Source organism: Streptococcus parasanguinis (genome assembly GCF_964238605.1).
In the GTDB taxonomy this organism is placed as follows: Bacteria; Bacillota; Bacilli; order Lactobacillales; family Streptococcaceae; genus Streptococcus; species Streptococcus parasanguinis_AJ.
This window is the reverse complement of the sequence record NZ_CAXSMM010000003.1, coordinates 62,599-78,595: the sequence shown is the minus strand read 5'-3', so window position 1 is coordinate 78,595 and position 15,997 is coordinate 62,599. Positions and strand designations below refer to the sequence as shown.

Annotated in this window: 18 protein-coding genes; 1 reads left to right on the top strand and 17 read right to left on the bottom strand. The window is 43.3% G+C overall.

Translation table 11 applies throughout. From position 1 onward, the window contains the following. Window positions 1-284 precede the first annotated feature (284 nt). The 17 genes from ACESR9_RS03715 to ACESR9_RS03635 all read right to left on the bottom strand — a co-directional run bounded on the left by ACESR9_RS03715 (window position 285) and on the right by ACESR9_RS03635 (window position 14,788). On the bottom strand, window positions 285-1,589 hold the full coding sequence (locus tag ACESR9_RS03715; protein ID WP_373105622.1) for a sensor histidine kinase: 1,305 nt from the start codon (window positions 1,587-1,589) through the stop codon (window positions 285-287). A gap of 12 nt (window positions 1,590-1,601) precedes the next feature. Further along, window positions 1,602-2,336: a response regulator transcription factor gene (locus ACESR9_RS03710; protein WP_373105619.1), complete on the bottom strand. Its 735-nt coding sequence runs from the start codon at window positions 2,334-2,336 to the stop codon at window positions 1,602-1,604. A gap of 972 nt (window positions 2,337-3,308) precedes the next feature. Next, the gene (gene groL, locus ACESR9_RS03705) at window positions 3,309-4,934 is read right to left on the bottom strand and encodes a chaperonin GroEL (RefSeq protein WP_003004647.1); all 1,626 of its coding nucleotides are present in this window, start codon (window positions 4,932-4,934) and stop codon (window positions 3,309-3,311) included. Window positions 4,935-4,955: 21 nt separating this feature from the next. Next, on the bottom strand, window positions 4,956-5,237 hold the full coding sequence (groES, locus tag ACESR9_RS03700; RefSeq protein WP_024055367.1) for a co-chaperone GroES: 282 nt from the start codon (window positions 5,235-5,237) through the stop codon (window positions 4,956-4,958). A gap of 129 nt (window positions 5,238-5,366) precedes the next feature. Further along, on the bottom strand, window positions 5,367-5,660 hold the full coding sequence (locus tag ACESR9_RS03695; protein WP_003004348.1) for a hypothetical protein: 294 nt from the start codon (window positions 5,658-5,660) through the stop codon (window positions 5,367-5,369). Window positions 5,661-5,758: 98 nt separating this feature from the next. Beyond that, a complete protein-coding gene (locus ACESR9_RS03690) occupies window positions 5,759-6,613 on the bottom strand; it encodes a PTS system mannose/fructose/sorbose family transporter subunit IID (protein ID WP_037585172.1) in 855 nt (284 codons plus the stop codon). Continuing rightward, window positions 6,597-7,439, bottom strand: coding sequence for a PTS mannose/fructose/sorbose/N-acetylgalactosamine transporter subunit IIC (locus ACESR9_RS03685; RefSeq protein ID WP_003004789.1), 843 nt, complete (start codon window positions 7,437-7,439; stop codon window positions 6,597-6,599). Before ACESR9_RS03685 ends, ACESR9_RS03690 begins: the two co-directional genes overlap by 17 nt. A gap of 56 nt (window positions 7,440-7,495) precedes the next feature. Then, window positions 7,496-7,990, bottom strand: coding sequence for a PTS sugar transporter subunit IIB (locus ACESR9_RS03680; protein ID WP_000261775.1), 495 nt, complete (start codon window positions 7,988-7,990; stop codon window positions 7,496-7,498). 14 nt (window positions 7,991-8,004) lie between these two features. Further along, window positions 8,005-8,442 carry a PTS sugar transporter subunit IIA gene (locus ACESR9_RS03675; protein ID WP_373105615.1) on the bottom strand — a complete coding sequence of 146 codons (438 nt, stop codon included), beginning with the start codon at window positions 8,440-8,442 and terminating at the stop codon, window positions 8,005-8,007. Between the two features lie 140 nt (window positions 8,443-8,582). Next, window positions 8,583-9,881 (bottom strand): ABC transporter substrate-binding protein, encoded by a 1,299-nt coding sequence (locus tag ACESR9_RS03670; RefSeq protein WP_373105613.1) that lies wholly within the window; start codon window positions 9,879-9,881, stop codon window positions 8,583-8,585. Further along, a complete protein-coding gene (locus ACESR9_RS03665) occupies window positions 9,878-10,561 on the bottom strand; it encodes a response regulator transcription factor (RefSeq protein ID WP_037585171.1) in 684 nt (227 codons plus the stop codon). The genes ACESR9_RS03670 and ACESR9_RS03665 overlap by 4 nt, the downstream gene beginning before the upstream one ends. A 5-nt stretch (window positions 10,562-10,566) precedes the next feature. Next, window positions 10,567-11,883, bottom strand: coding sequence for a sensor histidine kinase (locus ACESR9_RS03660; RefSeq protein WP_373105612.1), 1,317 nt, complete (start codon window positions 11,881-11,883; stop codon window positions 10,567-10,569). Next, entirely contained in the window at window positions 11,883-12,866 is a 984-nt protein-coding gene (locus tag ACESR9_RS03655) for a substrate-binding domain-containing protein (RefSeq protein ID WP_070664755.1), read from the bottom strand. Before ACESR9_RS03655 ends, ACESR9_RS03660 begins: the two co-directional genes overlap by 1 nt. Before the next feature lie 184 nt (window positions 12,867-13,050). Beyond that, window positions 13,051-13,446, bottom strand: coding sequence for a single-stranded DNA-binding protein (locus ACESR9_RS03650; protein WP_003004675.1), 396 nt, complete (start codon window positions 13,444-13,446; stop codon window positions 13,051-13,053). 101 nt (window positions 13,447-13,547) lie between these two features. Then, window positions 13,548-14,174, bottom strand: coding sequence for a YtpR family tRNA-binding protein (ytpR, locus tag ACESR9_RS03645; protein WP_254728555.1), 627 nt, complete (start codon window positions 14,172-14,174; stop codon window positions 13,548-13,550). A 9-nt stretch (window positions 14,175-14,183) separates the two neighbouring features. After that, window positions 14,184-14,501, bottom strand: coding sequence for a thioredoxin family protein (locus ACESR9_RS03640; RefSeq protein ID WP_373105609.1), 318 nt, complete (start codon window positions 14,499-14,501; stop codon window positions 14,184-14,186). Continuing rightward, window positions 14,498-14,788: a DUF4651 domain-containing protein gene (locus ACESR9_RS03635; protein WP_049472862.1), complete on the bottom strand. Its 291-nt coding sequence runs from the start codon at window positions 14,786-14,788 to the stop codon at window positions 14,498-14,500. Before ACESR9_RS03635 ends, ACESR9_RS03640 begins: the two co-directional genes overlap by 4 nt. A gap of 142 nt (window positions 14,789-14,930) precedes the next feature. Between ACESR9_RS03635 and pepA the strand changes: the two genes are divergently transcribed. After that, window positions 14,931-15,995: a glutamyl aminopeptidase gene (gene pepA, locus ACESR9_RS03630; protein ID WP_014712788.1), complete on the top strand. Its 1,065-nt coding sequence runs from the start codon at window positions 14,931-14,933 to the stop codon at window positions 15,993-15,995. Window positions 15,996-15,997 lie beyond the last annotated feature (2 nt).

Sequence of the window (15,997 nt, the reverse complement as noted above, 5' to 3'; positions counted from 1 at the left end):
TCCCTCTTTTCTTATTGATCTTGTGTACAGTATACTTCAAAGGGACCGTCTTTGGAGCTCTCTGTCAGAATCGGTCAAAAAATCGTCGCGAATGGTCAAAAAAGAGGCTGGGACAAAAGTCCTAGCCTCTCAATTATTTTTGATTGTCGAGCAAGACGCAGTGGTTGAGTGGGCTCTACTACGCTGATTTCATCAGCTTTTACAGCCCTACTCAACTGTGCGGAGGTGGGACGACGAAATCGAATTCTAACGAATGACCAATTTCTGTCCCACTCTCTCTTCTATTATTCCTTCCAAAAGGTCAGGCTCTGAGTAAATCGGTAGTTTGAACTCTTGGTAGACACGGTCGTTTTGGGATACTTTTCCAGTAATTGTTGGATCTTGTACAAACCAAGACCACGGCCCTCTCCTTTACTCGAGTAGTCTTTTTCAAAAATTCTCGCCAGATCTATTTTTTCAGCTTTTGTACTATTTTCAACTATTAAGATGAGGGAGTTCGTCTCCTGAAGCATGGCAAGAGTCAGCTGGGGGTCCTCTGATTCAAGACTCGCTTCGATAGCATTGTCACAAAGGATGGATAAGAAGGTGATGAAATCTAAAACCTCGATGAATAAATCACGAACTGGTTCATCGATCTCGACAGAGATCCCAATCCCTTTGTTTTGAGCTTCCAATAATTTTGCGGACAGAACACTTTTTACAGCTGGATTTTCGATGTGACTGAGTTTGGCAATATCAAACTTACTATTGTAAAATTGCTGGCCACTCTCTCGAAGAACATTCTCATAGACTTCCCTGATCGCATTGAGGTCTTCGTGCTCAATACTTAATTTGAGACTGGTTAAAATATTCAGGTAATCATGACGAAAGGCACGAATCTCCCCGTAGAGCATTTCGACGTGTTGGCTATAGGTGGCTAACTCCTGCAGTTGCCTATCTTTTTGTTCCAGAATCTCTTGTTTCAATCGTTCTTTGGACACTGCATTGAAATACAAGAGCATCACAAAAAACAAAATCAGATAAATACTATTTAACTGTTCCCGTAAAGCATCTGCATGTGGAATAGCATCCTCAAAAACCACCAGACCTACAACACTGACTAAATACACAAACATGGAAAGATCCATCGGGAGTAAGAAACGATTAAAATACTGCCGTTGAAACCCTACTTTTAAATCTGTAAAATCTAGTTTTAACAATTTAGTGATTCCTATATAAACAGGAAAGACCAGCAATTCAAGTAGAGCATCATACCAGCTGACAGATGCCTCATGAACAAGTACGATCCCTAACATTGGAAAGACATAAAAGGCTAAGAGACGCGCAATGAGACTCTCCATGACAACCGGGTAGAGCCCGTAAAAAATATTCAAAAGGTGTCGTATGTTACGATTTCGGTAGAAACTATAGGCAATAAATACTAAGAAATAGCCAAAAAAGCCTACCGGTGGTACAAGGGTAAAGATAATTGCGAAGAGGAAGGGGCACAAAAAGAGCCAGCGCAAGGCGAACTTTTGTCTACTGATATGACGATAGATCAGCATGCTGACGAAGAACTTTAGGTAAAATATTAGAATATCTAACAGCAATTCTTTCTCCCTCTATTTTTTCAAAGCTTCCAGTAAGCCTCTGTACTTGGTCCGTGAGATCAAGCAATTGTCCCCGTTTTCAAAAAAAGCTTTCTTTGTTTCTTTATTAATCTTCGTAATATTTTGCGGATTCACCACAAAGGAGCGGTGGCACCGATACAAGCGGGGATCTGCTTTTTCGATATCGGTAATACTAGCGTAAAATTCCAAGCGCTCTTCCTGGGTGTGTAAAATGACCTTGTGAATGGTTGGAGACGTTTCAACATACAAAATCTTATTAAAAGGAACTTGTACACGCGCCATCGCACTCTCAAACGTAAAGGCATCTTGCGCAATCGTGGTCCCAGCTTGCTCCAAGGTATAATCGATGGCTGAGCTGATTCTCTCTCTGAACTCTTCCTCGCCCAGCGTTTTATCGATAAAATCCAAGGCAGCCACTTTGTACTGAAAGGTAATGGGCATGAATTCAGAGTGAGTGGTGACAAAGACAATGGTCGCGTGGGGATCTTTCTTACGAATCTCTTTTGAGATCTCCAGCCCCTTTTTCTCCTCACCTTTAATCTCGATATCTAAAAAGAATAGGTGATGGGCGCCTCTCTCTGTGATAGCATCCAGCAACTGGCTTGACTTCCCAAACACTTCTGGCGCTTTGCATTGCAAGGATTTTTGACGGATGAGTTCCTGCAAGACCGATTCGATTCGTGATTGCTGGATCCACTCATCTTCTAACACAAAAATCTTCAACAAAGTCTTCACTCCTTCCCCTCGACGAATATGTTCTATTTTACCATAAATAATAGCTGCTGAGCCATTCTTTCAAAGTAGACTCAAAAGGCATTCTATCTTTTTCTCCTTAACAAGAAAAAACTCTCCCGGAGGAATCCGGAAGAGCTTGCGCAAGGGGAATTTGAAAAATATTTTTTAATATGAAAAAGGTCGATAAAATCTACACTATGTTCAAACTCTCATTTTACTAACAGCGATATTACGATCAAGTTTTATTGTCAATAGACATGTATGTGGGAAGTTCTCCCCTTGCAACAATGTAGACCTGTGATCTACTCTTAATAGTATACACTAGAATTATTACAAAATCAGTTAATTTGTATTGCAATTTGTTGGCAAATACTTCTCCACCAAAAAATACCGAAAACGCTTAATTCCCAAGTGTTTACACAAATCCTCTTTAACTAGTATTTATCATTTCTGTTACAAAATTTAAAATAAAAATATTATTCCATGGCAAAAGGAGCCAGTAAGCATCACAACTTATAACAAGAAAAAGGGGCTGGGAAAAAAGTCCTAGCCTCTCAATTGTCTTTGGATTGTCGGGCAAGACGCAGTGGTTGAGTGGGCTCTACTACGCTGATTTCATCAGCTTTTACAGCCCTACTCAACTGTGCGGAGGTGGGACGACGAAATCGAATTCTAACGAATTACCGATTTCTGTCCCACTCTCTTTGAGCTAGTAAGATGATTAGCCATGCCGCACAATAGCAGCTGGCGTCAAATGATGAGAGGCAAAGCCTCAATCATGTACCGATTACGACAGAAAATAAAGAAGGCCGATCTTGCCTTCTTTGTTTTACATAGGTTACGACGTGAAAAGGGAGGAACGTTACTTTCCTCCCTTTGAGCTAGTAAGATGATTAGGTAGACCGCAATATAGCGGCTACCGTCCAATGATTCGGCGCTTTAGCACCAATCATTGGTATCAGGTTACATCATCCCACCCATCATGCTTGGATCCATTCCTGGTCCTGCTGGGGCTGCTGGTTCTGGTTTGTTGGCTACGACTGCTTCAGTTGTTAAAATGAGGCTAGCAACAGAAGCTGCGTTTTGAAGGGCTGAACGACTGACTTTAACAGGGTCGATGATCCCTGCATCAATCATATTCACCCATTCACCTGTTGCAGCATTGAAGCCTGTTCCGACTTCGGCATTTTTCAAGCGATCAATCACAATAGATCCTTCGTAACCGGCATTGTGGGCAATTTGGCGCACCGGTTCTTCCAAAGCACGAAGAACGATATTGCGTCCGGTCGCTTCATCTCCTTCTAATTCAAGGGCTGCGACCGCAGAGATGACATTGACAAGGGCTGTACCACCTCCGGCAACGATCCCTTCTTCAACGGCTGCGCGAGTCGCATTAAGGGCATCTTCGATACGAAGTTTCATTTCTTTCAATTCTGTTTCTGTTGCAGCACCGACCTTGATTACGGCAACACCACCAGACAATTTAGCCAAACGTTCTTGTAATTTTTCACGGTCAAACTCAGAGGTTGTGGTTTCGATTTGTGACTTGATAACAGCGACACGGTTAGCGATCGCTTCTGGGTTACCAGAACCTTCGACAATGACAGTACTGTCTTTATCGACTGAAACTTTAGCTGCTTGACCAAGTGCTTCAATGGTTGCATCTTTCAATTCCAAACCAAGATCGTCTGTAATGACTGTACCACCTGTCAAGATGGCAATGTCTTCTAACATGGCTTTGCGGCGATCTCCAAATCCTGGTGCCTTGACAGCTACGACATTAAAGGTACCGCGGATCTTGTTCAAGACAAGTGTTGGAAGAGCTTCGCCATCGACATCATCAGCGATGATCAAGAGTGGACGGTTGCTTTGAAGAATGCTTTCCAACAATGGCAAGATTTCTTGGATATTTGAAATCTTCTTGTCAGTGATCAAAATGTATGGATTTTCAAGGTCTGCTACCATTTTTTCATTATCAGTGACCATGTATTGTGAAAGGTAACCACGGTCAAACTGCATTCCTTCAACGACTTCCAGTTCTGTCTCCATTCCACGAGATTCTTCAATCGTGATAACCCCATCTTTGCCAACTTTTTCCATGGCTTCAGAGATGTACTCACCAACTTTTTCAGAACGAGAAGACACAGCAGCTACTTGAGCAATCGCTTCCTTGCTCGATACTGGGATCGCATTGTTTTTCAAAGCTTCTACTGCTGTTGCAACAGCGGTCTCAATCCCACGACGTATGCCAATTGGGTTAGCACCTGCAGTGACGTTTTTGATCCCTTCACGGACGATGGCTTGAGTCAAAACCGTTGCGGTCGTTGTACCGTCACCTGCGATATCATTGGTCTTAGAAGCCACTTCTGACACCAATTTAGCACCCATATTTTCAAAATGGTCTTCCAATTCGATTTCTTTTGCGATGGTCACCCCGTCATTTGTGATCAAGGGTGAACCAAATGATTTTTCAAGAACCACATTGCGACCTTTAGGGCCCAACGTAACTTTCACTGTATCTGCTAAGACATCGACACCACGGACCATTGCAGAACGTGCATCAGATGAAAATTTAATATCTTTTGCCATTTCTCTTACCTCTTTCTTCTCTTACTCTACAATTGCAAGAATGTTCGCTGTTCCAACGATGGTGTAGGTTTCTTCCCCATCTTTCACTTCAATTCCTGCATGGCTTTCAACCAAAACGTGATCTCCTGCTTTTACAGCTGGGGCGATGAGTTCGCCACTTAGGGTACGCACACCTTCACCAACGGCCACTACTTCAGCTGTTTTTGTATCAGCCTTGCTCGCACCGGCGAGGACAAAACCTCCAACAGTCTGTTCTTTTTCTTCTACTTTTAAGACCACACGGTCTCCTAATGGTTTTAACATGTTCATTCCTCCATACGTGTTTTTAGCACTCTCTATACGTAAGTGCTAACTTATGTTTCTATTGTATCACTTGGTCAGAAATAGTCAAGAAAAAAACACCTCAAAAATAGATGAGATGTTTCTAAAATATCAATTTAAAATTGTCAATTTTTGATTGAAATCGTCGATCACTTTTTGAAGATTGATCCGCCCGCGGTAGATGCCATATCCAAAAACAATCATGCCTAAAATTCCAACCAAGGCTAGTAAAATCCCGAGGATCAAGAGTGGGAGGAAACTTTTGTGAAAGAGATAGATCAATACCACACCAATACTGGCAATGATAAAGAGTAAGCTGAACCAACGACCAAGGTTTTCAAGCATGTGGCGTTGGTACTTGATTTCTGTTTCATATCCATTGACAAGTTCTTGTTTTGTAACCATGGGATTCCTCCTGATAAAAATTGAGAATGAAGTGCAAGTAAAGGAGGTCAATTCACTTCATTCTCAAAAACTCCTACTAGCAAATTCGTTTTTTTACCTTAGTATTTAAGATGTGGGTCAAAGATACCAAGGGCAACACCGATCAAAGCAACTACAACGAGAAGTAACATAACTTTGTTTGGTGAAATTTTTTTCTTAGACATCAACCACCAGCAAAGAGTGATGAAGGCTGCTGTCAAGAGACCTGGATAAACACCATCGATCTTTTCTTGGATGTTCAAGAAGACTTTTCCTTCAGAATTCTTGAATTGAAGGGCTGTTGTAACAGATACCCAAGTAGCTGCTACGGCACCGATAACCATACCACCGACGACGCTGATCGCTTTACGAAGAGCTTGTCCTTTTGGTCCTACAAGGAATTCAACGGCTTTATCCCCTAATTGGTAACCTTTGAAGAAGGCAAAGCGCATACCAAAGTAGACTAAGAGGTTCCATACGACGATGTAGAAGAGAGCACCAGCGACGTTACCACCTTTAGAAAGACCAAGGGCAATCCCTAAGAGAACTGGGATCAAGGTACCAACAACCAATGAGTCACCAATACCAGCGATTGGTCCCATCAAACCGGCACGCATACCGTTGATGGTTTCGCCATCCACTGCATCTCCGTTTGCACGCGCTTCTTCCAAACCAGCTGTGATCCCTACAACAAGAGATCCAAGTTGTGGTTCAGTGTTGAAGAAGGCCGTATAGGTTTGCATAGCATCCTTTTGTTCTTCTTTTGTGTCATACATTTCTTCTACGATTGGAAGCATAGAAGTCAAGTACCCGAAGGTTTGCATATGTTCTTGAGAGAAACAAGTCAAATGACCATAATACCAATGATGGAATGCTTTTGCTAATGTTTTCTTTGAAATTTTCTTTCTATCAGCCATTTTAAATATCCTCCTCATCATCGTCTTGGTCCACCACTCCGGCTGGAGCAGCTTTCATCGATTTGATCACTTCAAGTTCATAGTAGATTACTGCAAAGATTAATGAAACAACGGCACTGGATACCAAGTTCAATCCGAGAGATTTCGCCAAGGTAAATCCAACAAAGAATGGAATGAAGTCAGTTGCTTCTGTAACAATTTGTTTCAACAAGATGGCAATACCGACACATGGGAGAAGAGCACCGACTGTAAAGAGGGCTTTCATCCAGTAACCATCCATAGGAAGGTATTGTTTCATCAAATCAACCATGTTTTCACCGTATTTGGTGATAATCATTGTTGGAAGGAAAGAGAAGAGGAAGTGAGAGATCCAAGGGTAAACCCAGTCAACTGCGTAGAGTTTTTTGAAGTTTCCTTCTTCAACGGCTTTCCAACCAATGTGTTGCCAAACCAAGTTCATAGTAGCGGTACCGTAGAAAAGAACTGTACCGATTGTCCCAACGGCTGCACCGATTGGAGCTGCAGCTGCGGCGATTCCAGCTTCATCTGTGATGTTATTAGCATGCACAAACAAGATAGCAAGAGGAACACCGATGTAAGAGATAGCACGCACATCGGCAGATACGGTACCACCAGGTGTTACCAAGGCGATATAAACGACTTGAAGGGCAACCCCGACCATAATACCAGTTGTCACATCTCCAAGAATTAAACCTGAAATCAACCCACCGATCAAAGGACGACCGAGTGTATAGTTCCCGATACTGGAACCCCCCATACCAGGCATTGAAGACAAGCTGGCGAAAATACCAAGCAAGATTGCTTGAATCCATGAAATTGTCATAACAAACGCTCCTTTTGTTTGTAAATATATTTACCTAACAGATAAGACTGTTAGTTTTAAAAACCAAATTTTGATTTGAAATCATCCCAATAACCGATGGAAACATCTGGCAACAATTGGAATTTCACCTTGTAGCCTGCTGCTTGAATGGCTTGGAAGGCTTCTGCTTCTTCCTGAGTGATGGATTGGTTATTTCCCAATTTTACAGCTCCAGGACGATCATTTGCAGGGCCTACGATGATTTCTTTAACATCACCTGGGACAAACCCTTGGTCGACCAAAATTTCCTTCATATCGATTGGATTTTTGGTGATCAAGAAGTAACGACTATCTGATTCTGTTACTTTTGCTGATTTTTCTTTAAAGGCTTCCTTTGTCCATACAAAGGTTTTCTTGTCTGATGCGCCTTTGTAAGCTTGAATCAAAACCTTGTTTGATGCTGCTGCATCGTTTACGGCAATCAAACCATCACATGGTTTTTCTTTTGCCCAGCGTGTGACTGTCTGACCGTGAATCATGCGATCATCAATCCGTACAAATGTTACTACCATAAGGTACCTCCCTATTAAATATCGTCATCATCTTCTTCAGCACTAGTGGCTGAAACTTCAAAAGGCTGTAGTGCAGATCGTGCTTCTGATAAGATGGTGACTGACAAATCGTCTCCATCCAACACATCTTTCATCACAACTGCTGTCAAGGCCATGGTAAGGTTCATCCCACCAAGGATCAAGGCTCCATCGAGCTTTCCAGCTTCTTCTAGAACCGTGGCTGCAGTGGTTAATGGACTACCACCTACGATATCTGCCAAGACCAAAACAGAGTCATCAGCTGTCAATCCTGAAATGCTCTCTCTGAAATCAACTGCGAAGTCATCAACTGATTTTCCTTCTTTGAGTCCAACTGCGATGACCTGATCCATCTTATCACCAGCAAACATGGCTAGTGATGTTTTTAGACCTTCTGCCAGTCCGCCATGACTGACCAAAACGAGGTATTTCATTTTTCTACGCCTCCTTTATTTGACTCTATTGTAGATTATTTGAAAGCGTTTTTACATTGTCAAATGTCACATTCCTAATATGACATTTAGCAATAAAAAAATGACATCTGTCACTTGACAAAATGCCATCTTATTTTACTCTAAACTCCTACCTGTAGACTACTTTCAATCTCCCTCTGAATTTGAGGCAAGCGGTTCTCGACATCCTGATCGCGCAAGGCATTGCCAATCAAGTAGTCTAGCTTTTCTAGCACCTCTTTTGAGACATTTTTCGGACTACTTTCAACAGCTTGTTCCATGATGCGGTTCAAGGTCTGATTGGTCAGGGAATCTGTTCCAAAATCATCCACCTGCAGAAGGTCTTTACTAGAGCGACTCTTGACTACCTGTGGCATGACAGAGATTCCTTGGGATTGGGCAAAGAGGGTTTGTTGAATTTCTGGATCCTCTGTTAAGAGTTGCATCAATTCCCAAGCCAACTTGGAATGAGAACTCCGAGCTGACATAGCAAAAGAAGTCGTCGTGACCAAGGTTGCCTTGGTCGTTTTTGACTTAGCAGGCATCGGGATACAGGTCCAGGTGAAGTTTGAATATTTTGAAACGTGGTAGGGATAAGGTTTATAGGTCCGATATTGGGCCAAGGTCATGGGATAGAAGGCGACTTTCCCCTGGTCAAAATCTTTAGAGCTCACCTTGTAATTTTTATTTAGATCTTCCAATTTTTGCAGAAAAGTCAAAGATTCTTTGACTTCTGGAGCTGTCAGCTTGAGCATGCCTCCTTGGAAGAGATGACCTCCATTTGCCGCCAAGGCTTCTTTCCAGGTGTATTCTGTACTCCCAAATTGGTCCAATTGCCCATCCCCATTGGTATCTTTGGTTAGTTTCTTGCAAATCGTATAGAACTCTTCAAGGGTCCAGCCTTCTTTGGGAACCGCGATACCTTCTTTATCCAAGAGATCTTTATTGACACACATCAAAATCGGATTGCTTTCATAAGGTAAGGCATAGGTTTGCCCCTGATAGACACCGGATTCAAAGGCAACGGGATAAAAGGCCGCTTGATCTTTTCGATCCATATAGCCGTTTAACTTTTCTAGCACGCCTCGCGCTGCTAATAAGGAAAGATCTTGCTCAGAGACCATAAACACATCCGGCGTCTTTCCTGAGACAATCTTTTCAGAGAGCCAGTCTGAATAATCTGACTGCGGAATCCCGTTTTCATACTCCACACGGACGTGGGGATGGGATTTTTCAAATTTTTGAATCGCACGATCCAAGGCATGGGAACGTTGACTGGTCGGCACATCCCAGCTAGAACCTGCATAAACGCCGATATGGAGGACGGTCGGTTGCTGTTTCCACCAATAGAAACCCGCACTCGCACAGAGCGCAACAAGGAGACCGATCCCCCAACAAAGATGCTTTCGCTTCAATTTCATTCTGTATTTCCTTTAGAAAAATCACGTCTCGTCACTCCTGTTTGGACTGACCAGATCGCTAATTGCGTTCGATCTCGTAGGTTTAATTTCGCCAAAATCGTTGATAAGTAATTGCGCACGGTTCCTTCTGACAAGAAGAGTTTGGCCGCAATTTCTTTATTGGACTCCCCATAGCCGACTTCTTGGATAATGCGCCATTCCGTCGTGCTCAAATCCTTGACATTGTCCTCATCTACAGCAATAGAGAAGTTGGTTTTGGCCATTTGTGAGAAAATTTGAAAGACTTTACTAGCGATATTCGGGTTGATCATGGCTCCGCCTTGATACACCACCTTAATCGCTTCATAGAGTTCCTCTGTCGAGGCTCCCTTTAAAAGATAACCTGAAGCACCATACTTGAGTGCACTATAGATAAATTCATCATCATCAAAGGTCGTTAAAATAATAATTTTGATATCCGGATAGTGCTCTTTTACCTCTTTTGTCGCCAAAACCCCATCCATGCCTGGCATCCGAATATCCATTAAGATCAGGTCAGGATGTGTCTGTGGAATGCTAGACAAGACGTGATTCCCATCTTCCACTGTGGCCACCACTTCGATATCGGGGTGGGCTGACAAAATAATTTTCAGAGATTCTCGAATCAAGGCCTGGTCATCTGCCACCATTACTTTTATCACCATCTCTATCTCCCTTCTTTATATTTCGGTAAACTGACGCGCGTGAAAAATCCATCGCGACTTTCAAATTGAAGCTGTCCTCCTAGGATGGAAATGCGCTCCATCATCTGCTTGAGCCCATAGCCATAGGTCAAGGTTTCAAACCCAACCCCATTGTCCTGCAACTCGATCAGGTAATCTTCCTTATCTTCAAAAAAATGAAGGCTCATCTGACTAGCATGACCGTGGCGAACCGCATTGGTCATAGACTCTTGGATCACACGAAAGATCGTATCTTCAATCATGACGTCCATATCGACATCGACCCATTCATAATGTAAATCAACCTGCAAGTTGGAAAGTGTCTGGTACTCGCGGATCATCTTTTCCAAAGCATCTTTGAGGGTTCGTCCCTCAAGGGCACCTGGACGGAGGCGGTTGAGAGAGCCCCTCACATCCTGGATCCCTTCCCGGACAACTTCTGATACGCTTTTTACCTGCTCTTTTGCCCGATTGGGATCGATATCAATCAAGACTCCGACAGCATCTAAACCTGCCGAGATCCCTGTTAGCGCGTGTCCCAAGGTATCGTGAATCTCCCGAGCAATCCGCTTGCGCTCCCGATCTTCTGCAATCTTCTCAGACAAGGCCATATAGTTGTTCAACTCTGTATTCACCTTCGAAACCATGGCCAACTCTTCTTCCACTTCGTGGTTTTCCGCAAGAACATTCATAATATAGAACAAAAGCGAAATAATGAAGAGCACCATATTCAAAGCATAGAGGGAATTCTTTAAGAAAAAGGCCAGAATCCGGATGGAGGCAGGGTAAAAATGAATATAGACATCCAGAGAAGGAATCGGAAAGAAAAGCGAAAAGACGTCTGAATTGGTCACAAGAAGCATCAAGAAACTCACTAGGATAAACGCAAACCAATACTTGCGGTCTCGCTTGGTATTCAACTCTTTGGAACCATAGAAGATATCCGCAAAAACCAAGAGAATCAGCCCGTTATAAGCTACATTTTGGACCCACATCAAGAGCAACATCAGGAGGATCTCCAGAATGTTCCACTTATCAAAAATGGACCATCGACTCGTTTGAGACCGGTAACGACTCATGGAGATCAAGGCAATTCCAGCAAATAAGAGCGCAGACAACCAAAAAGTTGTAGAGGGCGCAAAAGGAATACGCTCTAAGCGTTCTACTAATAGAGAAGCTTGCCGTTGGGCAATGATATAATTGGTTGCTTGAAGATAGATGATACTGTTGAGCATCACAGCGATAAAATTCACGACCATCAGAATGGCCAAACTGTATCTCACACCTCTAAATTTTCTCATTACTGCCACCCATTCACATCAAAGTGATCGATGTTTTCCTTTGTCATCATCTGAACCGGAATGGTTATTTCTTTTTTGTAGCTCTTCCCATCAGCCATATCTTGGATGACCTCCATCACGCGGTCTCCCATCTTCAAAGGAGACTGGGCAACGGTTCCTACGACATCATCTGTCGAGTGTAGCAAGGCTTTCATATCTGGTGAGCCATCAATCCCATAGATCGCAATGGGATGGGTGATCCCTTGCTCCTTGATCGCTGCTAAAGCTCCTATAGCTGAACGGTCATTCAAGGAGACTAGAGTATCGACATTCCCCCCTGACTGCAAGAACTTACGGACAGCTGGCATAGCGATCTCCGTCTGACCCTTGGTTTCTAGTTCCGAGATAATCTCATATGACCCATGTCCTTTGATAGTATCCTTAAATCCCTGAATCCGCGTATCTGCCGAAACAGTCCCCTTGTGCTCCAAGAGAAGGATCCGAGCATTTGAAGAGCGTTTCATCAGCTCTTTCGCAATCAAGACTCCTGCTTGGTAGTTGTCGGAGACAATGCTGGCATCCGGCTTAAAATGCTTGAGCTGGGTATCAACTGCAATGATCTTAATTCCTTGTTTTCTAGCTTTTTTAAGAGCCCTTAAAATGGGCTGACTATCCCCTTTGACCGGATTAATCACAATCACATTTACTTTTTGGGCGCAAAAATCATCGATCTGCTGGCTCTGCCTTTTTTCATCCAATTCCGGATCTCGAACAGATACAAGAGCCCCTCTCTCATCAGCAATTCGACTAATTTCCGAATGAATACTTTTATAGAACTCATTGTTCATGGTCATATAGGTGACACCGATCTTGGTCTGATCCTTGATGCTACTGGTTTGACAAACGGCATAGATCCACAAGAGGATGCAGGCCACCGGAATCACCAGTAAAACCCGTTTTATCAACCATTTCAACCGTTCATTTCTATCTTCTTTTCCTTTCAAACTCCGTTCCTTTTCTGAAAATTTTGAATATATATTACTTTATTTTACTACTTTTTCAAGAAAAGTGCTGGCTTTTATTGTACAGATGCATATTTTGGATTTATTTTTAAATGAGTCGTTCCCGAATGAAATCCCTAGCAAATATCAAAAAAGCTGGTCTATAAACGAACCAGCTTTTTTGATCCTAAAAGGGAAGATCTTCCTCTTCTAAGATGATATCGGCTAAATCTCCCGTTCCACCATTTTCACGCATCGCTCGCTGAGCGCGGCTCTCTAGCAACTGAAAACTTTGGCAGAGGACCTCTGTCACATACTGCATGACCCCATTTTTCTCGTAGCGGCGCGTCCGAATCTCTCCATCCAAAGAGATCAGGCTCCCTTTACTGGCATAACTAGCCATGGTTTCAGCCAATTTCCCCCAGACAACGACATTGACAAAATCAGTCTCGCGCTCCCCGTTTTGGTCCTTGTAGCGACGATTGACCGCAACGGTCACTCGGGCAACGGATTTGTCTGTGCTGGTTTTATGCAATTCTGGGGCCGCTACTAGGCGACCGATTAAAATAACTTTATTATACATCATTTACCTCCTATCTATTTATTCGAAAAAATTTCAAAAAATGGAGGTGACAAACCAAAATCAAAAAAATCTAGGATCCAAAACATCCTAGATTCTTCTCTTTATTCGTGCCAGTGACGAGCAGGATCAAAAGGTGTCCCTGCTACTTCTGCGTCATCCAATTCAATAATGCCTCGTTTTTGAGGAGCATTTGGCAAGTGCAATTCGCGAGGACTGCACATCATGCCATAGCTTTTTTCTCCACGAAGAGCTCCTGGGAAAATCAAGCTGCCATCCGGCATCATGGCACCTGGAAGAGCAACAATGGTCTTGAGACCCACCCGCGCATTTGGAGCCCCTGCTACGATCTGAACTGTCTTATCTGCTCCAACTGCTACTTGGCAGATATTCAAGTGGTCACTATCTGGATGGGCCACCATTTCAAGGATTTCACCTACCACAAATTTTGGTTCCCGATCATTGACCAAGCGTTCTGAAAAACCTTCTCTTTCCAATTCTTGATTCAAACGAGCCACTTGCTCATCTGTCAAAAAGACTTGGCCCTTGCCTTCGATGGCGAAGAAAGATGAGGCATCAAAAATATTCCAGGCAACCGTTTCTTGGTTGTCCTCACGGTAAACGCGAGCCACTTTTCCTTTTCTCTCCACCGCGAGCTTTGCTTCTCCACTATTTTTCAAGGTCAGCATCAAGACATCGCCGACTTGTTCTTTGTTGTATGTTACAATCATGTTTTTCTCCTATTTTAATCCTGCTAAGAATGCTGTAATCTGCGCTTTGGTTTTCCGATCCCGATTGACAAACCGACCGATTTCCTTATCCTTTTCCAGAACCATCAAACTTGGGATCCCATAAACATCCCAGACTTTCGCCAGATCCATATAGGCATCGCGGTCAATCAAGATAAAGGTAAATTCGGGATTTTCAGCCTCAATCTCCGGCAAAAAAGGTTTGAGGTAACGGCAATCCCCACACCAATCTGCTGAAAAGACAAACACTTTCTTGCCATCTTGCTCTACGTATGAAGCAATTTCTTCTAGAGAATTTGGTGTAATCATAATTTTTCCTCTTCGTAATGCAAGAGACCATCCTCATAGACAAAGCGGTAATGGCGCTCATCTTCAAAAATGACACCACCTACTAAGCGCTCTTCACTAGACTCGTAGAGTTCCACATACAGGGTCGCAATCCTTCCCATGGCTTCCATTTGCTCCCGTACTTCTGCTACCAATTCTTCTTGGGTACGAAGACGCTTTTGATCTTTGGCAATTTTATAAACACCGGCCGCAAGGGCTCCTGCACTTGCTACAGCCAGACTAGACAAAATAATTTTTTTAGCTTTCATAGTGCCTATTGTAACACAAAATAAGCAGAGGGACAACGGTCTAGGCTAGATCTCTCCCTCCGCTTTTAGAGACTGATTTCCATAATAACGCTACCATCCTTGTAGAAAAAGTGATAAAATAACATCAGAAAGAAGGTAACCTATGACTGATTTATTTTCTAAAATCAAAGAAGTAACTGAAATCCCTGCTATCTCAGGTCATGAAGCCCCTGTACGGGATTATTTGCGCCAACAATTGACCCCTCATGTGGACGAAATCGTGACAGATGGTCTCGGTGGGATCTTTGGGGTCAAACACTCAACAGCAGCCGATGCTCCTCGTATCTTAGTAGCTGCCCACATGGATGAAGTTGGGTTCATGATCAGCGAAATCAAAGCTGATGGGACTTTCCGTGTTGTCCCAATCGGAGGTTGGAATCCGATGGTCGTCAGCAGCCAACGCTTCAAACTCTTTACACGTGACGGACGTGAATACCCTGCTATTTCAGGATCTGTTCCTCCTCATTTGACACGTGGAACAGGTGGACCAACCGTACCTGCCATTAGCGACATCGTCTTTGATGCAGGCTTTAGCTCTAAAGCCGAAGCTGAAAGCTATGGGGTCCGTCCTGGAGATACCTTGGTCCCAGATAGCTCTGCGATTCTTACTGCTAATGGTAAAAACGTCATCTCAAAAGCATGGGATAACCGCTACGGTGTCTTGATGGTCAGCGAATTGGCCAAGAGCCTTTCTGGACAAGCCTTAAACAACGAACTCTATGTAGGGGCCAACGTTCAAGAAGAAGTGGGACTTCGTGGAGCCCACACCTCAACCACTAAATTTGATCCTGAAATCTTCCTTGCTGTAGACTGTTCGCCAGCAGCTGATGTCTTTGGAGACCAAGGTGCGATTGGGGAAGGAACACTGCTTCGTTTCTATGATCCAGGTCACATCATGCTGCCAAATATGAAGGATTTCTTGCTCACTACGGCTGAAGAAGCGGGCATCAAATTCCAATACTATTGTGCCAAAGGTGGTACCGATGCAGGTGCAGCACACTTGAAGAATGGTGGAGTCCCATCAACAACCATTGGGGTCTGTGCACGTTACATCCACTCTCACCAAACCCTCTATGCCATGGATGATTTCTTGCAAGCGCAAGCCTTCTTACAAGCATTGGTTAAGAAATTGGATCGCTCTACAGTTGATTTGATCAAACACTATTAAAC